The following is an 18,057-nucleotide window of genomic DNA, read 5'->3' as shown; positions in this document are numbered from 1 at the left end:
ACAGCCAATCAGCCAGGCCGATGCAGGGTCTTCTGCCGCAGGATATAAACCGAAACCAGCACCGCACTGGTCAGCATGAACCCCCGTGCCCACGGCGAAGGCACGAGATAGCAGGAAAAACCGATACTCACCCACATCAACCCGATGGCGTAGACCTTGCCCTTCAGGGGAATCCCCTCACCACTGAGGTAGTCGCGGATCCACGGCCCCAGTCGGGGGTGATTCACCAGCCAGTCATGGAAGCGCGGCGAACTGCGGGCGAAACAGGCGGCGGCGAGCAATAGAAAAGGGGTGGTTGGCAATACCGGAAGGAATATGCCAATCACCCCCAACGCGACACTGAGCCAGCCGACAGCCAGCAACAGGTAGCGCACCATCACCGAATCAGTGGTGGCGAGGCTTGAGCAGGGCCGGTTTCTCGTCTGGCGCGTGGCACAGCAGGTACAGCGCGGTCAGCGCTTCCGGGATCTGCACGATCATGTCGTCCATCAGGTTGGCGTCGCTGGCGATGTCGGCGAATTCAGGCTGTTCGTCGAACAGGCCGGAACCGACCATGATCGGCAGGAGCATCTCGCTGACTTCTTCCTCGGCGCTCTCGAACCAGGCTTCCTCGCGCAGGAACACGCCTTCCATGAAACCGATGCACCAGCCGCGCAGGTCGGAATCGTCCGGCTCCTCGCCGAGGTCGAGGTCGCACGGCAGCTCGAATTCCTCGTCGCTGGCCAGTTGGCGAGCGATGTGCGCCTTGAGCTGGACCAGCGTCGCCTCGATCTCGGCACGCTGGGCATCGCTGGCGTAGTGGGGTTCTTCGGAGAACAGGGCGTCGATCCATTCACGCTCCGGTACCTCTTCGGCGCAGATCGACAGCGCGGTCATGTAGCCGTGGGCGGCAACGTAGTCCAGCGCCTCTTCATGCAGCTCGTCGGCGTCGAGGAAGGCTTGCAGGCGGGTCAATTGCTCAGCGAAGGACATTAGGGGCTACCTTGGAAACGGAACGATGCTGAATTCTAGCATTTTGCGGCCCCAACAAGGCAAAGGATGACGGTCTATCGTGCGGTCGTCCTGCAAGGGCAGGGGCTCGGGTATACTGCCGGCTTTTTTCCGCCCGGGGAGGGCATTTCCCCCGGTAAAAGCTGCTTGCGTTTTTTCACGTGAGCTGCGCGCGGTTTTCATCCAGCCTGTGTGGCCGGGATGGATTCATGATTTTTGGAGTGGTTATGCTCGAACAGGCTCAGCGCGTCCTTCGCGACATCTTCGGCTACGACAGCTTCCGCGGTCGCCAGGGGGCGATCATCGAACGCGTGGCCAAGGGCGGCGATGCGTTGGTGCTGATGCCTACCGGCGGCGGCAAGTCCTTGTGCTTCCAGGTCCCGGCGCTGTTGCGCGAGGGCCTGGCGGTGGTGGTTTCGCCGCTGATCGCGCTGATGGAAGACCAGGTCGCCACTCTCGACGAACTGGGCGTCGCGGCCGCCTCGCTGAACTCGACCATGAGCGCCGAGCAGCAGCGTGAACTGGCTGGGCGCATCCGCCGCGGCGAGCTGAAGATGCTCTATCTGGCCCCCGAGCGCCTGGTGCAGCCGCGCATGCTGGACTTCCTGCGCGAGCTCGACATCGCCCTGTTCGCCATCGACGAGGCCCACTGCGTCTCGCAATGGGGTCACGACTTCCGCCCGGAATACCTGCAACTGGGCCAGTTGGCCGAGTTCTTCCCCAACGTGCCGCGTATCGCCCTGACCGCCACCGCGGACATGCGTACTCGCGAGGAGATCGTCGAGCGCCTGCACCTGCACGACGCCGAGCGCTTTCTGTCCAGTTTCGACCGGCCAAACATCTTCTACCGCATCGTGCCCAAGGAACAGCCGCGCAAGCAGTTGCTGGCCTTCCTCGCCGAGCGTCGTGGCAACGCCGGGATCGTCTACTGCCTGTCGCGCAAGAAGGTTGACGAGGTCGCCGCATTCCTTTGCGACCAAGGCTTCCCGGCCCTGCCGTACCACGCCGGCCTGCCCGCCGAGACCCGTGCGGCAAACCAGCGGCGCTTCCTCAACGAGGAAGGGCTGATCATGGTCGCCACCATCGCCTTCGGCATGGGTATCGACAAGCCCAACGTGCGTTTCGTCGCCCACCTCGACCTGCCCAAGTCGCTGGAAGCCTACTACCAGGAAACCGGCCGCGCCGGCCGTGATGGCCTGCCGTCCGACGCCTGGATGGCCTACGGCCTGCAGGACATGGTGATGCTCAAGCAGATGCTGCAGAACTCCGAAGGCGACGAGCGGCACAAGCGCGTCGAGCAGCACAAGCTCGACGCCATGCTCGCCCTCTGCGAGGAAACCCGCTGCCGCCGCCAGGCCCTGCTGCGCTACTTCGACGAGGAACTGCCGCAGCCTTGCGGGCACTGCGACAACTGCGTCGATGGTGTGCAGACCTGGGACGCCACCGAAGCGGCACGTCAGGCCCTGTCGGCGATCTACCGCACCGGCCAGCGTTATGGCGTTGGCCATCTGGTGGACGTGCTGCTGGGCAAGGACAACGAGAAGGTGCGCAACTTCGGCCACGAGAAGCTTTCCGTGTACGGCGTTGGCAAGAGCCGTTCCGAGAGCGAATGGCGCTCGCTGTTTCGCCAGCTGGTGGCGCGCGGGCTGGTGGATGTCGACCTCGACGGCTATGGCGGCCTGCGCCTGTCCGACACGTGTCGGCCGTTGCTGCGCGGTGAAGTCACCCTGGAATTGCGCCGCGATCTCAAGCCACAGACCAGCAGCAAGGGCAGCAGCGGTGGCGGTAGCCCGGCCAGCCAGCTGGTGCGCGGCGACGAGCGCGAGCAGTGGGAAGCCCTGCGCAGCCTGCGACGCAAGCTGGCTGAGGAACACGGCGTGCCACCGTATGTCATCTTCCCCGATTCGACCCTGCTGGAAATGCTCCGCAGCCAGCCCACCAGCCTGGCCGAGATGGCGCGGGTCAGCGGTGTCGGCGCGCGCAAGCTGGAGCGCTATGGTGAGGCCTTCCTCGAAGTGCTCGGCGGTGGTGCCGAGGCGCCGCCGGTGGTCACCGACCTGCGCCACGAACTCGTCAGCCTGGCCCGCGCTGGCATGACCCCGGCGCAGATCGCCGGGCAGTTGAAGTGCAGCGAGAAGAACGTCTACAGCCTGTTGGCCGAGGCCATCGGCCGCCAGGAACTGTCGCTGGAACAGGCCCTGGACCTGCCGGAAGACCTGATGATGGAAATCCAGGACGCCTTCCTCGACGGCGAGGGCGAACTGCCGCCGGTTTCGGAAATCCTGCCGCTGTTCGGCAGCCGGGTGCCGGAAGGCGTGCTCTATTGCGTGCGGGCTGCGCTGGCGGCCGAATTCGAGATGTGAGCTGGGGTGTCACGATTTCTTACGTTTGGTCCGAAGCGTCCTCCAGATGGACCTTGCCTAAGCGCAACTGGCATGGTTAGCTGACTAATAATTAGTTCTGAATAAGAGTTTTTCATGCCCCTGACCGATCAACACCGCTTCGGCATGCAGCTGGCCCATATGTCCCGGGGCTGGCGTGCCGAACTGGACCGCCGCCTTGCCGGCCTCAACCTGTCCCAGGCGCGCTGGCTGGTGCTGCTGCATCTCGCCCGTTTCGAAGAAGCCCCGACCCAGCGTGAACTGGCCCAGAGCGTGGGCGTCGAGGGGCCGACCCTGGCCCGCCTGCTGGACAGCCTGGAGTCCCAGGGGTTGGTGAAGCGTCAGGCGGTGGTGGAAGACCGCCGGGCCAAGAAGATCGTCCTGTGCCCGCCGGCCAAGCCGCTGATCGACCAGATCGAGACCATTGCCAATGCGCTGCGGGTGGAGTTGTTCACCGGGGTGGATGAAGAGGAGCTGGCGGTGTGCATGCGGGTGCACACGCGAATCCTGGCGAACCTCGACAAGTCCAAGGTCTGACGCATTGATTCAGCGCGGACCATGTGGGAACGGGTGAACCCGCTCTCACATGGTCCGCGTCGCCGTCCAGCCCCTAGAAGGTTTGTCCCAGGTTCAGATAGATCGCCTTCTGGTCCTCGGTATTGAACCCATAACTGAAGCTCAACGGCCCCAGCGGCGTATCGAAGCCGACGAAGATGCTCGCGGCATTGATATATCCACTGTCGAACTCGTTGTCGTTGTTCCACACCCGCCCGCGCTCCAGCGATCCTCCCAGGTACAACGGGAAGTCCAGCGGCAGGTAGGCCCGCGGCGTCAGCCGCCGGTAGTACACCACCCGTGCCAGGCTCAGGTTCTGTCCCGACAGCGAGTTCTGGCGGAAGCCCGACAATTGCCGCGCCCCACCCATCACCATGCTCGAAATCACCACCTCGGCATCGTCCAGCGTGCGTCCGTAGCGGCCGCCGAGAACAAAGGTGTTCGGCCCGCTGCTCAGGGCTTTGTCCAGCTTGAAGTCCCACTGCCGGTAGCGCTGGTCCGAGCCCAGTTGCGGCTCGAACTGGCGCAGGGTCAGGCGGATATCCTCGCCGTCATGGGGGAAGTAGACATTGTCCAGGGTGTCGAACGAGTACTTCAGCTCATAGAAGCCTTCGCTGAAGCTGACCTTGGGCAGGTCCTGGTCACCGATGCGTACGTTCGCTTCACCCCAGGCCTGGCCGACACCCAGGCGTACCTCGCCGCTGGTGCCAATCTGCCGGCCCAGGTTGAGGCCATAGCCATAGCGCTCCAGGCGGTATTCGGCCACAGGGTCGTTGTCCAGGGTCGCCTCGATATTCTGTGAGCCGAGGCTGAGGAACGGCGCGATGAAGTAGCGCGAGCCGGCATCCAGCGGCTGGTAGAACTCGCTGTACAGCTCCTGCACATCGCCGATCTGCGCCCGGGTCAGCCATTCCGCACCGAGCTTGTTGATGCCGTTGACCCGGTAGCTGGCGCCAAGGTTGAAGGCGCTGTCGCCGCGCATGTCGTCCGACAGGTTCAGGCCCAGACGCAGGTAGTCGGTACCACCAGAGCGTCCGCGGGCGTTGATCACCAGGGTGTGGTCCTGGCCCTTGTGCACCACGCGGTACTGCACCCGGTCGAAGTAGTCCAGGCCGTACAGGGTGCCCATGTCGGTCTGCAGGCGATCCAGTTCCAGCGGTTCGCCGATGGGCTGGCGAATGTAGTAGCGGATCACGTCGTCGCTGACCTTGGAGTCGTTCTCGATGCGGATCGCGGTGATCACCGGGGTGCGTCGGTCCGCCGAGCGCGCCACCGCCAGCTCGACGTCTCCCACGGGCGGACGCAAGGCGGCGAGGCGGTTGTCCAGGATGCGCGTGGCGCGGTAGCCGGCGTCCATCATTTCCTCGGCGCGGCCGAAATCGGTGGCGCTGATGCTGGCCAGCGGCGGCTGGATCAGGATGTCGTCGCGGTGCAGGGCGGCCAGTTGTTCCTCGGAGTTGCGCCGGGTCATCAGGGTGATGGACTGGTTGAGCACGTCCACCACCGTACCCAGTTGCTTGCGGTTGCGCAGCGGGGTACCGATATCGACGACGATGGCCAGGTCGACGCCCATTTCGCGGACGATATCCAGCGGGATATTGTCGACCATGCCGCCATCCACCAGCAGGCGGCCGTCCAGTTCCACCGGGGCGAACACCGCGGGAATCGACATGCTGGCGCGGATCACCTGAGGCAGGTGGCCGCGGCTGAACACTACCTTCTCGCCGCTGGCGATATCGGTGGCGACGGCGCGGAAGGGGATAGGCAGTTTGTTGAAGTCCCGGGTGTCGCTGGTGTGGGCCAGCAGGCTTTCCAGCAACAGCGCCAGGTTCTGGCCCTGGATCACCCCCAGCGGCAGGCCGAGGCTGCCGTCGTCGCGGAAGCTGATCTTCTGCTTGACCAGGAAATCACGGTCGTCCTGCTTGCGCCGGAAGGGTACGTCCTTGCGCGGCGGGGCGTCGGACAGGGCCTGTTGCCAGTCGATGCTGCGCGCCAGCTTTTCCAGTTCCGCGACCGTGTAGCCGGAGGCGTAGAGGCCGCCGATCACCGCACCCATGCTGGTGCCGGCGATGGCATCGATCTTCACCCCCTGTTCCTCGAGGGCCTTGAGCACGCCGATATGGGCCAGGCCGCGGGCAGCGCCGCCGGACAGGACCAGGCCGACCTTGGGCCGGGTGGCTTCGGCGGCCAGGAGGGTAAGCGGGGTCAGGACCAGCAGGAGGCTCAACAGCAGGCGGCGCATCGTGATTCTCGGAACCAGGGGCAAGCCGCTAGTATAAGCGCCACACATTTTGTTTGAGGTTGTCGTCGTGAGCGCTTCGAAGCCGGAAATCGTCATTACCTATTGCACCCAGTGCCAGTGGCTGCTGCGGGCCGCCTGGCTGGCCCAGGAACTGCTCAGCACCTTCAGTGACGACCTCGCCCGGGTAGCGCTGGAACCGGCCACCGGTGGCAACTTCCGCATCACCTGCAACGGCGTGCAGATCTGGGAGCGCAAGGCCGACGGCGGCTTCCCCGAAGCCAAGGTGCTCAAGCAGCGGGTGCGCGACCAGATCGATCCGCAGCGTGACCTGGGCCACAACGACCGTTAGTGCCCAGTCGCTGCCTTGCGTGATTCCCCGCTGGCAGCGAGCCGGCTGGAAATGACGATGGCGAAGATGATCAGCACGCCGCCGGCGAGCATGCGTGGCGTCGGTGTTTCGGCGAACAGCATCCAGGCCACAGCGATGCCGTAGATCGGCTCCATGGCAAACACCACCGCGGCGGTGCGTGCCTTGATCACGCCCAGCGCCGCCACGAACAGGCTGTGGGCGACGCCGGTGCAGAACACCCCGAGCAGGCCGATCCACAGCCAGTCCAGTACCGGTACCGCGCCCAGCCCGGGAGCGGCGAAGGGCAGCAGGCACAGGGCGACTACCAGGTTCTGGCACATGGCGGCCTGCACCGCCGGGATCCGTCCAGAACCGGCGCGGTTGGTCAGCGACAGCAGAGAAAACAGCAGGCCGGAGAGCAGCGACCAGAGCAGCCCGCCGGTGGCTTCGCTGGCTAGGTTGAACTCCGGTGTGACCAGCACCAGGCCGATGCTGACCAGGCCCACCAGCAGTAACTCGTTGCCGCGGATTCGCTCGCGGAACAGCAGGCCTTCGAGGATCACGGTGAAGGCTGGGAAACTGGCGAAGCCGAGGGTGGCGATGGCCACGCCGCCAACCTTCACCGAAATGAAGAAGCTGACCCAGTGTCCTGCCAGCAGCACGCCACCGAGTCCAAGGCGACGCCAGTCCTGAGCCTGCAGGGCTTTCCAGCCCGGCCCGGCGAGCCGCACGAACAAACTCAGGGCAAGCACGGCGAAGGCCGCGCGGCCGAATACGATGATCGCCGGCGATGCGCTGGCCAGCTTGCCGAAGACGCCGGTCAGGCCGAAGAACAGCGCGCCGATATGCAGGGCGCCGAGGGCGGTGCGGTGGTTCATGGAAGTCCTTGCAGGATAGAAGATTGCCCAGCCAGTCTACGGAACCGGGCGCAGGCATGTCTGTCGCGATCCTCGCGTCAGTTGTTGCAGGACTCGCGGCGCAAGGCACCGGGACTACGGCCGAAGGCTTTTAGAATGGCGGCAGCGAAGGCGCTCTGGGAACTGTAGCCGACCTGGCCGGCAATCTCGCCGATGGGCAACGCAGTGCCTTGCAGTAGGTGCCGGCCGCGCAACAGGCGGTGCTGGCGGATGTAGTCCATCGGCGTGATCCCGCGCTCGGCCATGAAGCGCGCGTGCAGGCGGGCGCTGGACAACCCGGCCAGACGCGCCAGGTCGGCGACCTGCAGCGGGTAGGCGGCGTATTGCTCGATATGGGCATCGAAGGCGGGGTAGGGCAATTGCCGTTGAGTGGAAGTGACGGCGCCGGCGCCATTCAGGCTGGCGAGCAGCAACACTGCGCCCTGGCGGGCGATCAGCGGATCGTCGACCGGGCTCTGGGCGAGCCAGTCCACCAGTTGCTGCTGGCGGCTGTCCAGCTGCAAGGTGCCGGGACGTTCGAGCAGGCGCCGGCAAGGATCGACATGGGCGCCCAGGCTGTCTTCCACCCAGGCGCAGCCGGGGACATCGAGCACCAGGCAATGGCTGCCGGCGGCGCTGTCGCAGCTGTGGTGCGCACCGGCGGGGACCACCATGAGGTCCTGGCGCTCGACCCGCCCGCCACGGCCGTCGACTTCGAATTCCAGGCGCCCGCGCAGGCCGAACACCAGTTGCGGGTGCTCGTGGGCGTGGGCGATCAGGTCATCGCGGTAGTGGCGCAGGGAAAGGATCGGGTCGCTGTTCATCGCTGCCGGGTCCGGAACGGGTGAAAGTGCACAGTGTACGCTTCGGCGGCTGTCATGGGATTGCCGCATGCTTGTCATGTTCGATTAACGGCTGGTTGGCAAGCTCGCCGAAAGCCTGCCGGAGCCTGCCCATGACCAGTGCCGCGTTGATCAAGCCCACGCGCAAACAGCGTGTCCGCACCCTGTGGATTTCCGATGTGCACCTGGGCACCCGGGATTGCCAGGCCGAGCACTTGTCGCAATTCCTCAAGCGCTATCACGCCGACCGCATCTACCTGGTCGGCGACATCATCGATGGCTGGAAACTGCGCGGCGGCATGTACTGGCCCCAGGCTCACACCAACGTGATCCGCCGCCTGCTGACCATGAGCAAGCGTGGCACCGAGGTGATCTATGTCACCGGCAACCATGACGAATTCCTGCGCCGCTATTCCAAGCTGATCCTCGGCAACATCCACCTGGTGGACCAGGCCGAGCACCTCACCGCCGATGGCCGCCGCCTGCTGGTGATCCATGGCGACCAGTTCGACGTCATCACCCGTTATCACCGCTGGCTGGCGTTCCTGGGCGATTCGGCCTACGAATTCACCCTCACCCTCAATCGCTGGCTCAACTACTGGCGTGCGCGGTATGGCTATGGCTACTGGTCGCTGTCGGCGTACCTGAAGCACAAGGTCAAGACCGCGGTGAACTTCATCAGCGATTTCGAGGAAGCCATCGCCCACGAGTGCGTGAAGCAGGGGTTCCACGGGGTGGTCTGCGGGCATATCCACCATGCCGAGATCCGCAAGGTGGGCGAGGTGGACTATCTCAACTGCGGGGACTGGGTGGAGTCGTGCACGGCGCTGATCGAGCACTGGGACGGCAATATCGAGCTGTATCGGCTGGCGGATGACCAGGCGCGGCAGGAGCAGGAGGAGGCGCAGGCCGCCGAGTCCGTGCAAGGCTAAGGGCCATCCCACTGGGAGTCCACCCAGAGTCGGCGTGGGAGCGGATTCATCCGCGATCGGCGGCGCAGCCGTCGTAAAACCTAAGTCCCAAGTTTTCCTGACACACCTGGGATACCGGTTTTATGGCCGCTTCGCGGCCAATCGCGGATGAATCCGCTCCCACGCCGTCCTTGCTAAATCAATGAGCCATGTGCTTATTCAGAAACTGACCTTCCCCCGCAACATGTCGCGGTACATCACGAAGTCCCCCAGCAAGCTGTAGAACGGATGCTGAAAGGTCGCCGGCCGGTTCTTCTCGAAGAAGAAATGCCCGATCCAGGCAAATCCATACCCCGCGAACGGCACCGCCAGCAGCAAGATCCATTTGCCGCTGGCGATGGTGTAGGCAAGCAGGGCGATCACCAGGGTGGTGCCGACGAAATGCAGGCGACGGCATGAAGGATTGGCATGCTCGTCGAGGTAGTAGGGGTAGAACTGCGCAAAGCTGTTGAATTGGCGAGGACTTTCCACGGGATCAGACGCCTCCTTGTTATTGTCGGTTTTCTGAACTGCACGGCGTGGAGCCTGATCTGAGTCTAGAGTCAACGAGTGATACGGCCAGTGACAATAAGCGCCACTTTAGTATCCTTGCGTCTTTCCCCCAAACCAGAGCCAGCCATGAACGAGAGAACCACTTCAGCAAGCTGGGCCTCGGGGATTGTCAAGGCTCTCGAACTGGAAGGGCTGGACTGCCCGGCCCTCTTCAACAAGCTCGGCCTGGACTTCGCCGCGCTCAGCGACCCGGATGCCCGCTTCACCCAGGATTCCATGACCCGCCTCTGGCAACTTGCCGAGGAGCTGTCCGGCAACCACGCTATCGGCCTGAACATGGCGCGGGTGGTACGCCCGGCATCTTTCCATGTGGTCGGTTACGCGCTGATGTCCAGCCGCACCCTGGCCGAAGGTTTCGAACGCCTGGTCCGCTACCAGCGTATCATCGCCGAAAGCTCGGATCTGAGTTTCCATCTCGGCCCCGAAGGCCATGCCCTGATCCTGACCGTGCATGGTGACCACCTTCCCCCGACCCGACACAGCTCGGAAGCCTCGCTGGCCTGCGCGCTGTCGCTGTGCAGCTGGCTTAGCGGGCGCACCATTCAGCCGCGCAAGGTGCTGATCCAGGGCCCGCAACCGGACGATATCGAACCCTACAAGGCCGCTTTCCATTCGCCGCTGGTCTTCAACGCGGCCTACGATGCGGTGATCTTCGACCCGGCGGACCTGCAATCACCCTTGCCCACGGCCAACGAAGCCATGGCCGTTCTGCACGATCGTTTTGCGGGGGAGTATCTGGCGCGCTTCTCGGAAAGCCGGGTGACCCATCGGGCGCGCCAGGTGCTGTGCCGGGTGTTGCCGCAGGGCGAGCCCAAGCGCGAGCTGGTGGCCCAGGCCTTGCACCTGTCCCAGCGCACCCTGCAGCGGCGCCTTCAGGAAGAGGGCACCAGCTTCCAGGCCCTGCTCGACGACACCCGGCGCGAACTGGCCGAGCAATACCTTGCCCAGCCCGGCATGACCCTGCTGGAAACCGCCTACCTGCTGGGCTTCGCCGACCCGAGCAACTTCTTCCGCGCCTTCCGCCGCTGGTTCGATGTTACCCCCGGCGAATACCGCGCCCGCCGTCACGGCCTGAGCCAGGCCGAGGCGGAAACCCTCAGTGACGCCAGAACGCCGGCATACACAACACCAGCACCGTGATGATCTCCAGGCGGCCCAGCAGCATGCCGCCGGCGAGGATCCACTTGGCCGCGTCCGGCAGGCTGGCGAAGTTGCCCGCCGGGCCGATAGTCTCGCCCAGGCCCGGACCAACGCCGGATACCGTACTGGCGGCGCCGGTCAGGGCGGTCATCCAGTCGACCCCGAGCAGCGACAGCAGCAGGGCGATCCCGCAGATGGTGATGGCGAAGAAGAACGAGAAGGTCAGGATCGAACGGACGATCTCTTCGTCGAGGCGGTGACCGTTGTACTTTTGCTTGATCACCGCGCGCGGGTGGATCAACTGGTTCAGCGAGGCCTTGAGCAGGATGTAGGCGACCTGGAAGCGGAAGATCTTGATGCCGCCGGCGGTGGAGCCGGAGCAGCCGCCGATGAAGCCCAGGTAGAAGAACAGCATCAGCGAGAAGTTGCCCCACAGGCTGTAGTCGCCCAGGGCGAAGCCGGTGGTGGTGACCACCGAGGTGACGTTCAGCGCCACGTGGCGCAGAGCGTCGAGCCAGTGCAGCTTGGTGGTCGCCCAGTACCAGGTGCCGAGCACCAGCCAGGTCACCACCAGCAACAGGAGCAGCCCCTGGACCTGCTGGTCGCGGATCAGCGCCTTGCGGTTTCCGCGCAGGGTCGCCACGTACAGGGTGAAGGGCACGCTGCCGAGGATCATCACCACCACCGCCACCCAGTGCACCGCCGGCTGGTGCCATTTGGCCAGGGACTGGTCTGAGGTGGAGAAGCCTCCGGTGGAGATCGCCGACATGGCGTGGTTGATCGCGTCGAACACGCTCATGCCCGCCCACCAGAAGGCCAGGCTGCCGAAGATGGTGATGCCGATGTACACCAGGACGATGGACTTGGCCACCATGTGCGAGCGCGGCATGACCTTTTCCGAGCGGTCCGAGGACTCGGTCTGGAACAGACGCATGCCACCGATGCGCAGCAGCGGCAGGATCGCCACTGCCATGCCGATGAAGCCGATGCCGCCGAGCCAGTGCAGCAGCGAGCGCCACATGAGGATGCCCGGCGACATCGTGTCCAGGCCGCTGAGCACGGTGGAGCCGGTGGCGGTGATCCCGGACATGCTTTCGAAGAAGGCGTCGGTGTAGCTGATGTGCTGGGTCAGCAGGAACGGCAGGGCGGCGAAGATGCACACCACCAGCCAACTGCTCACCGTCAGCAGGTACATGTCCCGCGGGCGCAGGTGCACGTGTTGCGGACGGCCGGGCACCACCAGGGCGAGGCCGGCGACGAAGGTGATCAGGCTCGACCAGAGGAACTCCGGCAGGTCGCCGGTGCGTTCGAAGATGACCAGCGTGGCCATGGGAACGGTCATGCTGATCGCCAGGGTGATCAGGAAGATGCCGATAATGAAACCGATGATCCTTAGGGTCGGCAACGCCACCATGTACTCAGCCCTGACTCGAAACGGAAGGGCGCCATTCTACCTGTGGGTCTTTTTAAGTAAACGACGCTGTGGCGTTTGTGGGGCGCGGCACTAGAATGCAGGTTCATTTTTCTGACCTGGAGGGATGCCCGTGGAGGCTCTCGACGCTTTGCTCAACCGTGTTTCCGTTCCGCGCCTGACCGAGCCCGCGCCCAATGCCGCGCAGCGCGAAGGCCTGTTCCAGGCCGCCCTGCGCGCCCCGGACCATGGTCAACTGCGGCCGTGGCGCTTCCTCACCGTCGAGGGCGAGGCGCGGAACAAGCTGGGTGAGCTGTTCGCCGAAGTGGTGGCGCAGAAGGGCGATGCCGACCAGGCCGCGCTGGACAAGGCGCGGGCCATGCCGCTGCGTGCGCCGCTGCTGGTGCTGGTGATCGCCTGCACCCGCGAGCACCCGAAGGTGCCGGTGTCCGAGCAGGTGCTGGCGGCGGGTTGCGCGGCCCATGGCATCCTGATCGCGGCCCATGCCCAGGGGATCGGTGCGGTGTGGCGTACTGGCGAGATGGCTTATTCGGCGCATGTGGCCAAGGGGTTGGGGTTGGGTGATGGCGAAGAGCTGATCGGCTACCTGTACCTGGGCACGCCGATGAGCGAGCCGCGCACGGCGCCGGTGCTCAAGACCGAGGACTTCGTCAGCGCCTGGGGTTGATCGCATAAGGGCTGATTGACGCGGACCGTGTGGGAGCGCATGCACCTTGGGTCAGGCGCTGGCAGTGCCCTGAACCGGCAACACCAGCGTCGCCACGAAGCCGCCCTGCGGATGATTGGCCAACTGCAACGTCCCGCCATGCCGTTGCGCCGCCTTTCGTGCGATTGCCAGGCCCAGGCCATGCCCCGGCGCGCTCTGCCCCGGCGCCCGGAAGAACGGCTCGCCCAGTTGCTCCAGATGCTCCGCCGCCACTCCAGGCCCATGGTCGCGCACGCTGAGCAGGATCTTCTCGTCCTCGCACTCCGCCGTTACCTCGATCGGCTGCCCTTCAGGATTGAAGCGCACCGCGTTGCGCAGCAGGTTATCCACCGCCCGCTCCACCAGCGTCGGCCAGCCGTGCAGGTTCAAACCCGGGGTCTCGCTGAGGTGGATCACTTGCTCCGGCGCACTCAGTTGCGCGTCCTTGCACACCCCGGCAAGCACCGCGTTGACATCCACCGGCTCGGCATGGGCCTGTTCGGCGTCAACCCTGGCCAGCACCAGGATCTCGCTGATCAGCGCCTCCAGACGGTCGCATTCGCGAGTCAACCGTGGCCAGTAGGCATCGCGCTGCTCCGGCTCGGCACGTTCGGCCAGTGCCAGGGCGATGCGCAGGCGGGCCAGGGGCGAGCGCAGTTCGTGGGATACGTCGCGCAACAGCTGCCGCTGGCTGCCGATCAGGCTCTGCAGGCGCGAACCCATGCGGTTGAAGTCATTGGCCAGCACGCCGAACTCATCGCGGCGGCTGGCCAGGCGCGCCAGGCTGTTCTGCTGGTAGCTGGTCTGCCCCAGGTCATGCACTGCGCCGCGCAGGCGGCTCAGCGGGCGGGTGATGGATAGGGTCACCAGCAGGCTGAACAGGGTCAGCACCACCAACGCGATGCTCAGGGCGCTGAGCGGCCAGATCAGGCTGTCGCGGTGCCAGGCATCGAGTTCGGGATGGGGAATGCGGTAGATGAGCAGGTAGGTCTCGCCGCTGCTGGCGCTGGTGTATTCCTCGGTCAGGCGGCGCCACGGCAGTGGCCGGTGGTCGTTGCCCTGGCGTTCTTCGAACACCGCCGCGCGACGCGGGAAGGTGCCGGGTACCACGGCTTCGCCAGCTTCGTTGAGCACCTGGGTGTCGATGTGATAGCGGCGCTTGCGCTGTTCCAGGTACTGCTGGGCGGCTTCCGGCCCCATCTTCTCGTAGCGCTCGGCCCAGTTCTTGGCCAGGGTATTGAGGCCAGGATGACGACTGAGGATCCAGGCGTCCTGGTTGAGCATGTGGCCCATGCCGATCGACAGGCCGGCGACCAGGGTGATGGCGAGCCAGAAGCTGGCCAGGATACGCCAGAACAGTGAGCGCAAATTCAGTCCCTCTAACGAGAAAAGCCCGGCCTGCGTGGGCAGGCCGGGCGGGGTCATGGATTACTGGACTTTTTTGCCGTGCTCGGCTTTCCAGGCCTGGAACTCCTGCCATTCGGCGCGGCGTTCCTCGCGTTTTTTCTTCATCTCGTCGAACTGCTTCTGCTGGTCAGGCTTGAGCAGGGCGCGGATGTCGGCTTGAGTCTTGTCCTGCTTGGCCTTGAGCTCGTCCTTCATGGCTTTCTGCTCGGCCGGCGGCAGCTTTTCCAGGTAGCGTTGGGTGACGTCGCGGCGGTCTTTCATTTCCTGGCCCATCAGCTTGCCGATCTGCTGGCGCTGTTCGCGGGTCAGGTCGAGCTTGGCGAAAGGCGCGTCACCGCGGTGGTGCTCGAAGCGCGGGCCGTGGTCAGGGGCCGGGCCGCCTTCCGGCATGGCCATGGCAACGGTCGGCAGGGCAGCGGCGAGCATCAGGGCGATAAGGGTCTTGCGCATGGTGTATCTCCTTTCTGAGGCCGGTCATTACCGGATGTGGCCAGTCTACGGAGATCAAGGTCAGCGGCGGTCAGGCGATGGTAAAGCCTGGGTAAAGACGGTCGAGCACCTCGCTGACACCGGGTTTACAGGCTGTAGTAATAGCCACGGCTGCGCAGCGCGACGATGCGCGGGCGGCCATCGGGGTGCGGCCCGATCTTCTTGCGCAGGTTACTGACGTGCATGTCCAGGCTGCGGTCGTACAGGGTCAGCTTTCGGCCCAGGGCGATCTGCGCCAGCTCCTGCTTGTCCAGCGGCTCGCCAGGCTGGCGCAGCAGGGCTTCGAGGATGCGGCTTTCCGAGAGGGTCAGGCTCAGTTCCCGTTCGTCGATGGCGACCACACCACGGGCCGGGCTGAAGTTCAGGTCGCCGATTTCCATCTGGCTTGGTGCTGCCGGTCCGTGGCTGCGACGCAGTACGGCGCGCAGGCGGGCGGTCAGTTCACGGGGATCGCAGGGCTTGGCCAGGTAGTCGTCGGCACCCAGTTCCAGGCCAAGGATGCGGTCCAGCGGTTCGCCGCGGGCCGAAAGCATCAGCACCGGCAGTTCGGCATGCTCGCTGCGCAACTGCTTGAGCAGTTCAAGGCCGCTGCCGTCGGGCAGCATCACATCCAGTACCACCGCGGCGGGGGCCTGTTCGGCCAGGGCCTTGCGGGCGCTTTGGCCATCGTGGCAGGCACGCACCAGGAAACCTTCCTGGCCCAACCAATGGGCCAGCAGTTCGCAGAGTTCCTGGTCATCGTCAATCAGTAGCAGCTCGCTCATTTCTCACTCAATTCAACCATTGCTTGCGCCGTCTGTGGCTGCCGCTGGCAAAGATACCGCAGAGCAGGGCGACCAGGGCAACCGCACCGCCCGTCACGAACCACTGCTGCTGATCGCTCAGCAGCCGCGGGCTGACACTGGCCTGGGCTTCCTTGAGCGCCATCTTCAGGCGCTGGTTTTCCTGGCGCAAACGGCTCAGTTGTGCGCTTTCGCGTTCGTTGTCGGCATTTTGCAACTGTTGGACCAGTGCCTCGCGCTGGCGTTCGCTGTCCTGCAGACGTTGCTGCAGTTCGGTGATCTGGGCGCCGGCGCTCAGCGACAGCGGGGTGGATTCTTCTTCGGCCTGGGCGAGGGGGCTCAGCAACAACAGGCACAGCAGCAGGGACAACGAACCTTGACGCATGGTAACTCCTGTAATTCAAGACGAATGTTCAGGACGTTGTCGGCCGGGTGATGAGAATAATGAGCAAAGGGATGGATTAAAAGCGTCAGGCGACGCACCGGCACTGGCCGGTGCGTCTTCGCGGTTACGGCAGGACTTGCTTGAACGGCTTGACCACGACGTGATCGTAGACGCCGGCAGCGATGTACGGGTCGGCATCGGCCCAGGCCCGGGCGGCTTCCAGCGAAGCGAACTCGGCGACGATCAGGCTGCCGCTGAAACCGGCGGCGCCCGGATCGTTACTGTCGATGGCCGGGTGCGGGCCGGCCAGCACGACGCGGCCTTCGGCCTTCAGCTGTTGCAGGCGCTCGAGGTGCGCCGGGCGTGCGGCCAGGCGGGCATCCAGCGAGTTGGCGACATCGGTGGCGATGATGGCGTAGAGCATGTCATTCCTCGGGTTTGGGAGTGGTGGGATCGCTGTCGTGCAGGTGTCGGGACAGGTAGACACCCTGGCCGACCAGGAACAGCACGGTCATGCCCAGGCTGCCGAACACTTTGAAGTCGACCCAGAAGTCCTGGAAGGTGAAGGCGACGAACAGATTGGCCGCGCCGCAGATCAGGAAGAAGGCGATCCAGGCCGCGTTGAGGCGGGTCCAGACGGCGTCCGGCAGGGTCAGGGCATGGCCCATGATGCGCTTGATCAGCACCTTGTCGCCGATGAAATGACTGCCGAAGAAGGCCATGGCGAACAGCCAGTTGACCACTGGCGCCTTCCATTTCAGGAAGGTCTCGCTGTGGAAGGCCAGGGTCAGGCCACCGAACACCAGGCAGGCCACGAGAGTCAGCAACTGACCTTTTTCAAGGCGGCGTTGCCGAATGAACAGGGCCCCGTAGACCACCAGCGAGCTGATGATCAGCACCGCCGTGGCGCTGTAGATACCGCCCAGGGTGAAGCTCTGGCCGGCGACCTCGACGAGACGTGGTTCGATCTTGTAGGTGATGAAGAACAGCAGGAGCGGGATGAAATCGATGAATTGTTTCACAGTGGCAGCCAGGAGCAGGATGTCCCGGCATAATAACAAACCTCAATGAGAGGAAAAGCTTCACCCCATGAATGTTGACCTGCACTGCCACAGCACCGCGTCGGACGGCTCGCTGACCCCCACCGAACTGGTTGCCCGCGCCTACGAACAGGGCGTGCGGACGATGGCGCTCACCGACCACGACACCCTCGAAGGCCAGGTCGAAGCCCGGGAAGCGATGCGCGCCCGCGGCATGCAATGGGTCAGCGGTATCGAATTGTCCTGCACCTGGTCGGGCGCTACCATTCATATCCTCGGCTATGGCTTCCCGCTGGACGCGCCGCCGTTGCTGGCCGCGGTCGAGTCGTTGCACCGCGGGCGCTGGCTGCGCGCCGAGGAAATTTCCCGGCGCCTGGCGGCCAAGGGCATGCCGGGTGCGCTGGAAGGCGCACGGGCGATCCAGCAGGCCCTGGGTGACAGCGGCAATGCCCCGGCGCGCCCGCATTTCGCCGATTTCCTCATCAGCGCCGGGCATGTCAAGGACCGCGCCGAAGCCTTCCGCAAGTGGCTGGGGGCCGGCAAGCTGGGCGATGTGAAGCTGCACTGGCCGACCCTCGACGACACCGTCGAGACCCTGCGCCAGTCAGGCGCCTGGGTCAGTCTGGCCCATCCCATGCATTACGAACTGACCCGCAGCAAGCGCCGTCGGCTGATTGCCGACTATATTCAAGCGGGGGGCCAGGCTCTGGAGGTGGTCAACGGCATGCAACCGGCTGAACAGGTCGGCACGTTGTCCATCCTGACCCGCGAGTTCGGCCTGCTGGCCAGTGCTGGCAGCGACTTCCATGGCCCGGGCACCTGGTCCGAAATCGGTGTTTACCGGCCTTTGCCGGAGGATCTGCCACCTCTGTGGCGTCGATTCAAACATGAGCAGCCATCCGCGGGCGTCTGAACAGGA

General features: G+C 64.7%; 20 protein-coding genes. 7 read left to right on the top strand and 13 right to left on the bottom strand.

Annotation, left to right across the window (positions count from 1 at the left end):
* Positions 1-8: 8 nt before the first annotated feature.
* Positions 9-377: a DUF454 family protein gene (locus AC5QPF_RS23420; protein WP_494960103.1), complete on the bottom strand. Its 369-nt coding sequence runs from the start codon at positions 375-377 to the stop codon at positions 9-11.
* Between the two features lie 7 nt (positions 378-384).
* Positions 385-972, bottom strand: a complete 588-nt coding sequence (locus AC5QPF_RS23415) for a YecA/YgfB family protein (RefSeq protein ID WP_330075678.1) — start codon at positions 970-972, stop codon at positions 385-387.
* Between the two features lie 245 nt (positions 973-1,217).
* Between AC5QPF_RS23415 and recQ the strand changes: the two genes are divergently transcribed.
* Together recQ and AC5QPF_RS23405 are read left to right on the top strand one after the other, a co-directional pair.
* On the top strand, positions 1,218-3,353 hold the full coding sequence (gene recQ, locus AC5QPF_RS23410; protein ID WP_494960102.1) for a DNA helicase RecQ: 2,136 nt from the start codon (positions 1,218-1,220) through the stop codon (positions 3,351-3,353).
* Between the two features lie 114 nt (positions 3,354-3,467).
* Positions 3,468-3,908 (top strand): MarR family transcriptional regulator, encoded by a 441-nt coding sequence (locus AC5QPF_RS23405; RefSeq protein ID WP_494960101.1) that lies wholly within the window; start codon positions 3,468-3,470, stop codon positions 3,906-3,908.
* A gap of 73 nt (positions 3,909-3,981) precedes the next feature.
* Here the strand turns inward: AC5QPF_RS23405 and AC5QPF_RS23400 are convergent, their stop codons facing one another.
* Positions 3,982-6,168 carry a patatin-like phospholipase family protein gene (locus tag AC5QPF_RS23400; RefSeq protein WP_494960100.1) on the bottom strand — a complete coding sequence of 729 codons (2,187 nt, stop codon included), beginning with the start codon at positions 6,166-6,168 and terminating at the stop codon, positions 3,982-3,984.
* A gap of 67 nt (positions 6,169-6,235) precedes the next feature.
* Here AC5QPF_RS23400 and AC5QPF_RS23395 point away from each other — a divergent pair, with 67 nt between their 5' ends.
* Positions 6,236-6,517, top strand: a complete 282-nt coding sequence (locus tag AC5QPF_RS23395) for a SelT/SelW/SelH family protein (protein ID WP_494960099.1) — start codon at positions 6,236-6,238, stop codon at positions 6,515-6,517.
* On the opposite strand, the gene AC5QPF_RS23390 is transcribed toward AC5QPF_RS23395, so the two are convergent.
* Positions 6,514-7,395, bottom strand: a complete 882-nt coding sequence (locus tag AC5QPF_RS23390) for an EamA family transporter (RefSeq protein ID WP_494960098.1) — start codon at positions 7,393-7,395, stop codon at positions 6,514-6,516. The two genes, AC5QPF_RS23395 and AC5QPF_RS23390, sit on opposite strands and share 4 nt — an antisense overlap.
* A gap of 77 nt (positions 7,396-7,472) precedes the next feature.
* On the bottom strand, positions 7,473-8,237 hold the full coding sequence (locus tag AC5QPF_RS23385) for a helix-turn-helix domain-containing protein (protein WP_494960097.1): 765 nt from the start codon (positions 8,235-8,237) through the stop codon (positions 7,473-7,475).
* A gap of 131 nt (positions 8,238-8,368) precedes the next feature.
* Here AC5QPF_RS23385 and AC5QPF_RS23380 point away from each other — a divergent pair, with 131 nt between their 5' ends.
* Positions 8,369-9,187: a metallophosphoesterase family protein gene (locus AC5QPF_RS23380; RefSeq protein WP_494960096.1), complete on the top strand. Its 819-nt coding sequence runs from the start codon at positions 8,369-8,371 to the stop codon at positions 9,185-9,187.
* A 198-nt stretch (positions 9,188-9,385) separates the two neighbouring features.
* Here the strand turns inward: AC5QPF_RS23380 and AC5QPF_RS23375 are convergent, their stop codons facing one another.
* The gene (locus tag AC5QPF_RS23375) at positions 9,386-9,697 is read right to left on the bottom strand and encodes an Mpo1-like protein (protein ID WP_494960095.1); all 312 of its coding nucleotides are present in this window, start codon (positions 9,695-9,697) and stop codon (positions 9,386-9,388) included.
* A 147-nt stretch (positions 9,698-9,844) separates the two neighbouring features.
* On the opposite strand from AC5QPF_RS23375, the gene AC5QPF_RS23370 reads away from it, so the two are divergent.
* Positions 9,845-10,918, top strand: a complete 1,074-nt coding sequence (locus AC5QPF_RS23370) for an AraC family transcriptional regulator ligand-binding domain-containing protein (protein WP_494960094.1) — start codon at positions 9,845-9,847, stop codon at positions 10,916-10,918.
* On the opposite strand, the gene AC5QPF_RS23365 is transcribed toward AC5QPF_RS23370, so the two are convergent.
* Positions 10,875-12,329 (bottom strand): TrkH family potassium uptake protein, encoded by a 1,455-nt coding sequence (locus tag AC5QPF_RS23365; RefSeq protein WP_494964238.1) that lies wholly within the window; start codon positions 12,327-12,329, stop codon positions 10,875-10,877. The genes AC5QPF_RS23370 and AC5QPF_RS23365 overlap by 44 nt on opposite strands.
* Before the next feature lie 133 nt (positions 12,330-12,462).
* Between AC5QPF_RS23365 and AC5QPF_RS23360 the strand changes: the two genes are divergently transcribed.
* Positions 12,463-13,017: a nitroreductase family protein gene (locus AC5QPF_RS23360; protein ID WP_494960093.1), complete on the top strand. Its 555-nt coding sequence runs from the start codon at positions 12,463-12,465 to the stop codon at positions 13,015-13,017.
* 51 nt (positions 13,018-13,068) lie between these two features.
* On the opposite strand, the gene AC5QPF_RS23355 is transcribed toward AC5QPF_RS23360, so the two are convergent.
* The 6 genes from AC5QPF_RS23355 to AC5QPF_RS23330 all read right to left on the bottom strand — a co-directional run bounded on the left by AC5QPF_RS23355 (position 13,069) and on the right by AC5QPF_RS23330 (position 17,120).
* A complete protein-coding gene (locus tag AC5QPF_RS23355) occupies positions 13,069-14,409 on the bottom strand; it encodes an ATP-binding protein (RefSeq protein ID WP_494964237.1) in 1,341 nt (446 codons plus the stop codon).
* 54 nt (positions 14,410-14,463) lie between these two features.
* A complete protein-coding gene (locus AC5QPF_RS23350) occupies positions 14,464-14,892 on the bottom strand; it encodes an LTXXQ domain protein (protein ID WP_494960092.1) in 429 nt (142 codons plus the stop codon).
* A gap of 125 nt (positions 14,893-15,017) precedes the next feature.
* Complete coding sequence (locus tag AC5QPF_RS23345) at positions 15,018-15,695, bottom strand: response regulator (RefSeq protein WP_494960091.1); 678 nt, start codon at positions 15,693-15,695, stop codon at positions 15,018-15,020.
* 7 nt (positions 15,696-15,702) lie between these two features.
* A complete protein-coding gene (locus AC5QPF_RS23340; RefSeq protein ID WP_494960090.1) occupies positions 15,703-16,098 on the bottom strand; it encodes an SH3 domain-containing protein in 396 nt (131 codons plus the stop codon).
* Between the two features lie 124 nt (positions 16,099-16,222).
* On the bottom strand, positions 16,223-16,522 hold the full coding sequence (locus tag AC5QPF_RS23335; RefSeq protein WP_458978468.1) for a YciI family protein: 300 nt from the start codon (positions 16,520-16,522) through the stop codon (positions 16,223-16,225).
* Between the two features lies 1 nt (position 16,523).
* The gene (locus AC5QPF_RS23330; RefSeq protein WP_494960089.1) at positions 16,524-17,120 is read right to left on the bottom strand and encodes a septation protein A; all 597 of its coding nucleotides are present in this window, start codon (positions 17,118-17,120) and stop codon (positions 16,524-16,526) included.
* Between the two features lie 67 nt (positions 17,121-17,187).
* Here AC5QPF_RS23330 and AC5QPF_RS23325 point away from each other — a divergent pair, with 67 nt between their 5' ends.
* Positions 17,188-18,051: a PHP domain-containing protein gene (locus AC5QPF_RS23325; RefSeq protein ID WP_494960088.1), complete on the top strand. Its 864-nt coding sequence runs from the start codon at positions 17,188-17,190 to the stop codon at positions 18,049-18,051.
* Positions 18,052-18,057: the final 6 nt, after the last annotated feature.

It is taken from the genome of Pseudomonas sp. Con_6 (assembly GCF_059379395.1).
This window is presented reverse-complemented; position numbering and strand designations above follow the sequence as displayed.

Coding starts and splice junctions, on each gene's coding strand:
- AC5QPF_RS23420 (WP_494960103.1), bottom strand. CDS start 377: ATGGTGCGCTACCTGTTGCTGGCTGTCGGCTGGCTCAGTGTCGCGTTG.
- AC5QPF_RS23415 (WP_330075678.1), bottom strand. CDS start 972: ATGTCCTTCGCTGAGCAATTGACCCGCCTGCAAGCCTTCCTCGACGCC.
- recQ (WP_494960102.1), top strand. CDS start 1,218: ATGCTCGAACAGGCTCAGCGCGTCCTTCGCGACATCTTCGGCTACGAC.
- AC5QPF_RS23405 (WP_494960101.1), top strand. CDS start 3,468: ATGCCCCTGACCGATCAACACCGCTTCGGCATGCAGCTGGCCCATATG.
- AC5QPF_RS23400 (WP_494960100.1), bottom strand. CDS start 6,168: ATGCGCCGCCTGCTGTTGAGCCTCCTGCTGGTCCTGACCCCGCTTACC.
- AC5QPF_RS23390 (WP_494960098.1), bottom strand. CDS start 7,395: ATGAACCACCGCACCGCCCTCGGCGCCCTGCATATCGGCGCGCTGTTC.
- AC5QPF_RS23385 (WP_494960097.1), bottom strand. CDS start 8,237: ATGAACAGCGACCCGATCCTTTCCCTGCGCCACTACCGCGATGACCTG.
- AC5QPF_RS23380 (WP_494960096.1), top strand. CDS start 8,369: ATGACCAGTGCCGCGTTGATCAAGCCCACGCGCAAACAGCGTGTCCGC.
- AC5QPF_RS23370 (WP_494960094.1), top strand. CDS start 9,845: ATGAACGAGAGAACCACTTCAGCAAGCTGGGCCTCGGGGATTGTCAAG.
- AC5QPF_RS23350 (WP_494960092.1), bottom strand. CDS start 14,892: ATGCGCAAGACCCTTATCGCCCTGATGCTCGCCGCTGCCCTGCCGACC.
- AC5QPF_RS23345 (WP_494960091.1), bottom strand. CDS start 15,695: ATGAGCGAGCTGCTACTGATTGACGATGACCAGGAACTCTGCGAACTG.
- AC5QPF_RS23340 (WP_494960090.1), bottom strand. CDS start 16,098: ATGCGTCAAGGTTCGTTGTCCCTGCTGCTGTGCCTGTTGTTGCTGAGC.
- AC5QPF_RS23335 (WP_458978468.1), bottom strand. CDS start 16,522: ATGCTCTACGCCATCATCGCCACCGATGTCGCCAACTCGCTGGATGCC.
- AC5QPF_RS23325 (WP_494960088.1), top strand. CDS start 17,188: ATGAATGTTGACCTGCACTGCCACAGCACCGCGTCGGACGGCTCGCTG.